The sequence below is a fragment of the Aquiflexum sp. genome, from assembly GCF_041749095.1.
GTDB lineage: Bacteria > Bacteroidota > Bacteroidia > Cytophagales > Cyclobacteriaceae > Aquiflexum.
This window is the reverse complement of the sequence record NZ_JBGTCA010000103.1, coordinates 1-6,801: the sequence shown is the minus strand read 5'-3', so window position 1 is coordinate 6,801 and position 6,801 is coordinate 1. Positions and strand designations below refer to the sequence as shown.

General features: G+C 41.4%; 6 protein-coding genes and 1 pseudogene. 3 read left to right on the top strand and 4 right to left on the bottom strand.

Annotated elements, in window-relative coordinates; genetic code table 11:
* The coding region (locus ACEW8O_RS05750) for a gliding motility-associated C-terminal domain-containing protein (RefSeq protein WP_373493667.1) at positions 1–2,175 on the top strand (2,175 nt) is incomplete at its 5' end.
* A 136-nt stretch (positions 2,176–2,311) separates the two neighbouring features.
* Positions 2,312–3,337, top strand: a complete 1,026-nt coding sequence (locus ACEW8O_RS05745) for a type IX secretion system membrane protein PorP/SprF (protein WP_373493666.1) — start codon at positions 2,312–2,314, stop codon at positions 3,335–3,337.
* 9 nt (positions 3,338–3,346) lie between these two features.
* Here the strand turns inward: ACEW8O_RS05745 and ACEW8O_RS05740 are convergent, their stop codons facing one another.
* Positions 3,347–4,114 carry a DUF2490 domain-containing protein gene (locus ACEW8O_RS05740; RefSeq protein WP_373493665.1) on the bottom strand — a complete coding sequence of 256 codons (768 nt, stop codon included), beginning with the start codon at positions 4,112–4,114 and terminating at the stop codon, positions 3,347–3,349.
* A 73-nt stretch (positions 4,115–4,187) separates the two neighbouring features.
* Positions 4,188–4,805 carry a bifunctional nicotinamidase/pyrazinamidase gene (pncA, locus tag ACEW8O_RS05735; RefSeq protein ID WP_373493664.1) on the bottom strand — a complete coding sequence of 206 codons (618 nt, stop codon included), beginning with the start codon at positions 4,803–4,805 and terminating at the stop codon, positions 4,188–4,190.
* Between the two features lie 153 nt (positions 4,806–4,958).
* On the opposite strand from pncA, the gene ACEW8O_RS05730 reads away from it, so the two are divergent.
* Positions 4,959–5,174 (top strand): hypothetical protein, encoded by a 216-nt coding sequence (locus tag ACEW8O_RS05730; RefSeq protein WP_373493663.1) that lies wholly within the window; start codon positions 4,959–4,961, stop codon positions 5,172–5,174.
* Between the two features lie 31 nt (positions 5,175–5,205).
* On the opposite strand, the gene prs is transcribed toward ACEW8O_RS05730, so the two are convergent.
* Entirely contained in the window at positions 5,206–6,114 is a 909-nt protein-coding gene (gene prs, locus ACEW8O_RS05725; RefSeq protein ID WP_373493662.1) for a ribose-phosphate diphosphokinase, read from the bottom strand.
* Positions 6,092–6,801: pseudogene (locus tag ACEW8O_RS05720) on the bottom strand (nicotinate phosphoribosyltransferase); the annotation flags it as partial. The gene prs and the pseudogene ACEW8O_RS05720, both read right to left, overlap by 23 nt.

Below are 6,801 nucleotides of genomic sequence, written 5' to 3'. Positions count from 1 at the left end.
ACTTTTGAAATCACCGAACCACTACCATTGCTGGTCGAATTGGAAGCCATCGACAATGTGTCCTGTAAGTTTGGCAATGATGGCAGGATCAAACTTAATATTTCGGGTGGGAAAGGGGCCTACACCATCCAATGGAGCAATGGAATGACCGGGTCCGAAATCACCGGTCTTAGGGCAGGTGTTTACACTTTGTTTGTCATAGATGAAAACTCTTGTTTCGAAAGTATTGCCTATACCGTCACAGAACCTGCTGAAGCCTTGACTGTCACAGGTCAGAGCTCAGTGGAACTTTGCCTGTTCACTGATGTGCTTGAATTGGTTATCAATGTAACGGGAGGCACAGCACCATACACCTATGCTTGGTCAAATGGCGCTACCACCAAAGACCTCTTGAACATAGCTCCGGGATCATATACTGTAGTGGTTACTGATGCCAAAGGTTGTGTGACAGAAGGAACCTACACGGTACCTCCACCTACATCACCGCTTTTGGTTGAACTTACCGGTAAGTTTGGAATATGTACTGATGGAGAACGTGGCGAAGTAAACGCAACTGTAAGCGGTGGCGTGGGACCTTACAGGTTCCAATGGTCAAATGGAGCCACTACTTCCTCAATAACAAATTTGTTGCCTGGTAATTATTCTTTGACGGTAACAGATAGAAATGGCTGTACCGTTACAGAGGATTTCGAAATTGCACCACCCTTAAACCTGAGAATATCATTGCTCAATATCACCTCCGTTTCCTGCTTTGGTGGAAACAACGGTTCAATTAACATTGCCATCAATGGCGGAAGGGCTCCATTCAAAATTAACTGGAGCCATGGACTACAGGATCAGACTTTTGCTTCCGGATTGGTGGCAGGAGTGTACTCTGTGACAGTAGAAGATGCGCTCGGATGTGTAACCTCTGCCGCCTATAATATACAGGAACCTGAAATATTGAATATGAGGGGTACTGTGGAGGATAGCAAATGTGCCGGTGACAATAGGGGCATTATTTCCCTGAATGTATTCGGAGGTACTGCTCCATATACCTACAGATGGTCAAATGGCGCCAATAACAGGGTCTTAAGAAATCTTGGACCGGGAACTTATAGCGTAGTGGTTACAGACCGTGCCGGATGTTCTACAGGCAGCACCTTTGTGGTGTCTGAACCGGATCCTTTGGTCATAGAAGGCTCCTACACTGAAATGCTTTCCTGTTTTGGGGACCGGGATGGGGCTATCAATATCAACATTAGAGGCGGAATGCAGCCTTACAGGATTTCCTGGAGTGACAACGACCAACTGGAAACACTGAACAGATCCAACCTCGGTGCAGGAACTTATACGGTTAGGGTTGTGGATGACAATGGCTGTGTTCAGGTCAAAACCTTTGAGATTGAACAACCTGAAGAACTGGAAGCCAGATTGTTCACCAGATTCGATGTAAACTGTGAAACCAGAGAACTTACAGGAGTTGCATGGGTAATCATCAAAGGTGGCACCAAGGATTATGAGATTTTCTGGAACAACGGGGCTCAGAATGTGGAGGAATCCACATTCTACGAAGATGGAATAATTAAAGTAACCGTCATTGATGCCAATGGATGCATGGTGGAAGTAGAAAAATATGTAGAAATGCCTGTGGCGTTTACAGATGCAGACTTCACCTATACTGTCATTTCTATTGGCATTCAGGGTGAAATCCTTGTCAACGATCAGGTCCAGTTCCATGATGAAACTTTTGGGGAAGTAATTGCCTGGGAATGGGATTTTGGCGATGGCACCAAAAGCAACGAACAGAATCCAATGCATACCTATACCAAACCGGGCACATACACCATTTCCTTAATGACTTTTGACGCGATGGGCTGTGTGTCCAAAACACAAATAGTAGTAGAAGTGGTAGCCTCCTATAGAATTCTTGTTCCCAATGCCTTTACGCCTAATGATGATGGATTGAATGACACCTTTATTCCAAAAATGCGCGGTATAGAGGATTTTGAAATGCACATTTTCAATAAGTGGGGTGAACTTGTCTATTCTGCATACAGTCAGGAAGACGCAGGCTGGGATGGCAGATTAAACGGCAGAATTAGTCCAAACGGTAATTATGTTTACAAAATAATATTCAAAGCAGTAGATGGTGAAAAAGGAAGTAAAACGGGAGTGTTTACCCTGGTTCTATAGATGAACCTGGGGTTAATCTCCGATTTTCAATTTCCAAATTATAGCATCATCTAACAATAAAACATGCGACAGCAATATTTAAAAAGTCCAAAATAACAAAAAGTTAATCGGTCGGTACTAACTCTTCAATCGCCCTATGAAAAAGATTTTAACCTTAATTTTGTCCATCGTCCTGCTAGCCCCACTTTGGGGTCAGGATGTCCAATTTTCGCAGTTTTATGCGGCTCCGCTTTATCTGAACCCGGCATTTACCGGTGCGTCGGAACTGACTCGTATTGGTGCCAATTACAGAAATCAATGGCCGGGTCTTGATCATTCCTTTAATTCCTACTCTGCATATATTGATCATTATATGTTTGACATCAATAGTGGTATCGGCCTGATTTTCAATGGAAACAGGGAAAGCATGGCGAGATTGAGCACCAATGAAGTGGGTCTTACCTATTCATACAGGCTTAGACTTGGGTTTGATTCATTTCTGAGATTTGGAGGGCAGGCAAGCTATATTTCCAGAGATGCATATTTCGGCGATTTGGTATATGGTTCCCAACTTAATATTCAAAGGGGAACCATTGACGATTTCAGTGGAGAGTTTTTTGGGGATGATTACCGTCACAGGTTCATGGATTACAATTTTGGTATGCTATTTCATACCCAAACTGCTTGGATAGGTATTTCCGGGCACCACCTGACCCAACCAAACACTTCATTTATAGATGGTAATTACAGTAGATTACCCATGAAATTATCTGCTCATGGTGGAATAAAAATTGATTTGGGAGAAGGATTGATCAACAACTTCTACAGTAACTCCCGTCAGGAAAGGGCTATGATGCTGGCATTCAATTACAAGCATCAGGATCCCTTCAATCAGTTGGATGTCGGGGCACAGTTTTTCTTACAGCCTTTGGTGGTGGGTGCATGGTACAGGGGATTTCCTGTTAAATATGCATTGCCCAACAACGAGTCAATTGTAGCTTTGGTGGGTCTAACACTTGAGAGTGGTTTGGATATTGGGTACAGCTTTGATATGACCATGTCAAAACTTGCCCTGAGAAGTTCAGGAGGAGCTCATGAGATTTCCATCCGATATTCTTTTCTTTTCGGAGATCCCAATCAACGTAACAGAAGAAGTACCATTATTCCTTGTTTTAGATTTTGATAATTTCTTTTACAAGTTGACATAGGTCATGATGATGAAACCTTGATTATGTTGGAAGAAGTTTTTGCCATCAACCAACCTTCCAAACTGGAGTATTTGATTAAAATAGCCACCTTCTATTCTGGCTGTATATGAAAACTTGTATCCTGCCAGAAGGCCAAGTCTATTTTGGTCAAAAACATTCTGATTGATGTTTTTGCCAAAACCGATCATGATTTCATCATAGAGAGCCAAATAGGGATCTTTGTTGCCCAAAGGCTTCCCTTTTAATGGAATATCGCTTCTGAACATGTACCTAAGCCGGTTAAGAAAAACAAATTCATCTGCTTTGGTGGCATTGGGATCCATACTCCTTCCTACCCAGCGCTGTTCCAACATCATCCTATGTGAAAATAGTACAACCCCGATTGGGTTGGACAAAGTGACCATTTGATAGGATCTATGCTCGGGAAATCTGATGGCATTGCTTGAGATCGGTATTTTCCCATATTTGTAGGTGTCTGCAAAGGCATATCCTGCCCTGAAGGTAACCTGTGGATGCAACTTGTAATTCACTCCTACCCTGTACAGATTCTGTTGGGATTCGACAATCCAATCTGCTCTTCTCCATTGAAACTCTCCATGAAGACTCCATTTGTCATCCAGCTTGTAATTCATAAACAAAGCAAACCATCCGATCTGATTATTTTCACTTTCCCGATTAACTTGAGCTTGAGCTTGCAATAGCGAAAAATTACAAAAGATGATGAAGAATAGGAGATAGCTTGCTCTTTTCATTTTAGGATATTTTCGGTGCGGTATTAAACAAATATGATAAAAAGAACGAACTCTTTGTTTGCTTATTCTTTGGTCAGACAAACATACTTACAATAATTATTGCCCCTGCAGCTTTCATCTCTTCCACGGCTTTAAGATAATCTCCTGATTGGAGGTTGACTGCTTTGGTAGCATCAACGACCAAGTAAGTTTGGAATCCCTCCGAAATTGCATTCAAAACTGTGAATTTCACACAAAAATCAGTTGCCAATCCACAAATATAAACTTCTTCCACCCCTTGGTTTTTAAGGTATTCTGAAAGACCCGTATCCCCCTGCTTGTTGTTGTCAAAAAAACCACTGTAGGAATCTACAAGAGGATTGGTGCCTTTTTGAAAGATTGCTTTCCACTTATCTCTTTTGAGATTCTTATGAAATTCAGCACCAAATGAACCCTGCACACAATGCACCGGCCAAAGGATCTGATTTACACCGCTCAGGTCGATGAACTCGCCAATCTTTTTCCCCTCGTGATTATCAGCAAAACTCCCATGATCTGAAGGATGCCAATCCTGAGTAGCAACTATTAAATCGAATTTTGACTGTAAATCATTGATGGTAGGTACAATTATATCTCCTTCCTTTACCGCCAAGGCTCCTCCCGGCATAAAATCATTTTGGACATCGACAATAATCAGTGCTTTTGTGTTCATCGCAATTGGATTAAAATACTTAACAATATTTCAAAATTGTGGATTTTTGTCCGGATGACCATAAGAAAACCGCATTAGAAGCTAAAATCAGAACTATTTTTTTTTGATCTCAGTTGAATAAATTAGGTAATAAACTTTAAAAATAAAATTATTATGGACTTAGCTAGAAAAGCAAAAGAAGAATTAGAAGCTCGTATTGATAAAATTGAAGCATTTATAGCCAAAAAAGGCGTAGGATCTACCTATTTGCAAAAAGCTCAAAAAAAGCAAAGAGATCTTAACTTGGCGATTGTTTTATGTGGAATCATCACTGTTGCCGGCCTTGCCTTTTGGATGAATGGAAATGGAAAGGAAGAAGAAAAAGCTTGAAATCGATAGGTGGCTTAAAGATATACAAATCCTAAATCTGCTCCACAATCAGTCCTGCAATACTTTCAACCTGAAGAAATTCTGATTTCAGTGCAATACTATTGGGATGGGTATCTGTAGCCACAACTTTTTCGATCACACCTGACGCCTGAATCCTTTCTAAAGCATCATTGTTGAACAGGCCATGAGTGGTGATGGTATAAATTTTCTTGGCTCCTGCAGCTTTATAAGCTTTTGCGGCATTGATCAATGAACCACCTGTCCGGACCATGTCATCATAAATCACCACGTCCTTTCCTTCCACATCAGCGGAAATACTCGTTACTTCTGTTTCTTCTCCTGAGATTCTCCTTTTGAAAACAAAAGCTGCATTTACTTCCATTTCATTGGCCAGGGACTCTACCCATTTGGCCCTGCCTGCATCGGTACAGGCCATGACAAAACCGGCCTCTGCGAGTTCCATGGCTGCTTTGACCACAATGGGTTTACAGTATACATGACTGATCAATGCCTGACCTTCAAAATAATGGGGAATCCCTTCTGAATGAAGGTCGAAGAAAATAAAATAGTTGCCAAGGCTGGTCCTGGGAAGGGAAGAAAACATTACTGCCCTGGATTTTGCGGTGACCACCTCCCCTACTTTTACAGCCCTTTCCATGGTGCTATATCCAAAATAAGGAAAAATAATCCGGATGGATTTTGCCCCATATTTGATAAGGGCATACGCCAGGTCGTAGATTTCCAAGGTATCGCTGTCTGATATGGTACCGCCTATCAATACCACATCTTTTCCGCTGACCGATGTCATGATCCTTTGGTACCTTTCGCCATCAGGGAATTTCCTAACTTCAATTTCCCCTTTTTCAAAATCACCCAAGCGAAGAACTTCATCCTGAAGGTATTTATAATCGGGAATACTAAATATTATTTTCTTCTCCATCGTAGTTCTTCATTTTAAACACCAAATTTGTACGAAGTTGGTAAAGGCTTTCTTCCAATCCTACCGGATAAATGTGAGGATTGATAAGCCGCTTATGGGCTTTGTCAAATAAATTCAGATTCCTCGCTGCATTTTCCTTGATCTTATCCAAACTTGGTCTTTCATATATTTTTTGTCCCTTGGAAAAAATAGGAACCAACAATTTTTCCTGTTCAAGGCCTTTGGTATTGATTTTTTTTCGCTTGGTCGGATCAATAGGATCAATAATCATAAATGATGTTTTTGTAAGGTCTTCGGACTCTAAAAAAATCATATCAGCCAATGCTTTCCCATTTCTGATAAAACGGGTGGCACTGTGATTACCCGGAATATTGATTTTGATGGATTGTTGGGATACCTTTACTTTAGGTTCCCAGTTGCCTTCATTATTTCTGATAGCAGCAAGCTTATATACTGCACCCAATGCAGGCTGATCGTATGCAGTCACCAGTTTGGTGCCCACCCCCCAGACATCTATGGATGCCTCCTGAATCTTCAAAGAAGTGATGATTTGTTCATCCAGGTCATTGGAAGCAACAATCTTGGCGTTGGGAAAACCGGCATTGTCGAGCATTTCCCTGGCGATATTGCTATAATATGCCAAATCCCCGGAATCAATTCTGATGCCCAACATTTCTTTCCCCTTTT

Excerpts from the sequence above, each read along its gene's own strand:
- pncA (WP_373493664.1), bottom strand. The coding sequence starts at position 4,805 with ATGAACACAAAAGCACTGATTATTGTCGATGTCCAAAATGATTTTATG.
- ACEW8O_RS05745 (WP_373493666.1), top strand. The coding sequence starts at position 2,312 with ATGAAAAAGATTTTAACCTTAATTTTGTCCATCGTCCTGCTAGCCCCA.
- ACEW8O_RS05740 (WP_373493665.1), bottom strand. The coding sequence starts at position 4,114 with ATGAAAAGAGCAAGCTATCTCCTATTCTTCATCATCTTTTGTAATTTT.
- prs (WP_373493662.1), bottom strand. The coding sequence starts at position 6,114 with ATGGAGAAGAAAATAATATTTAGTATTCCCGATTATAAATACCTTCAG.
- ACEW8O_RS05730 (WP_373493663.1), top strand. The coding sequence starts at position 4,959 with ATGGACTTAGCTAGAAAAGCAAAAGAAGAATTAGAAGCTCGTATTGAT.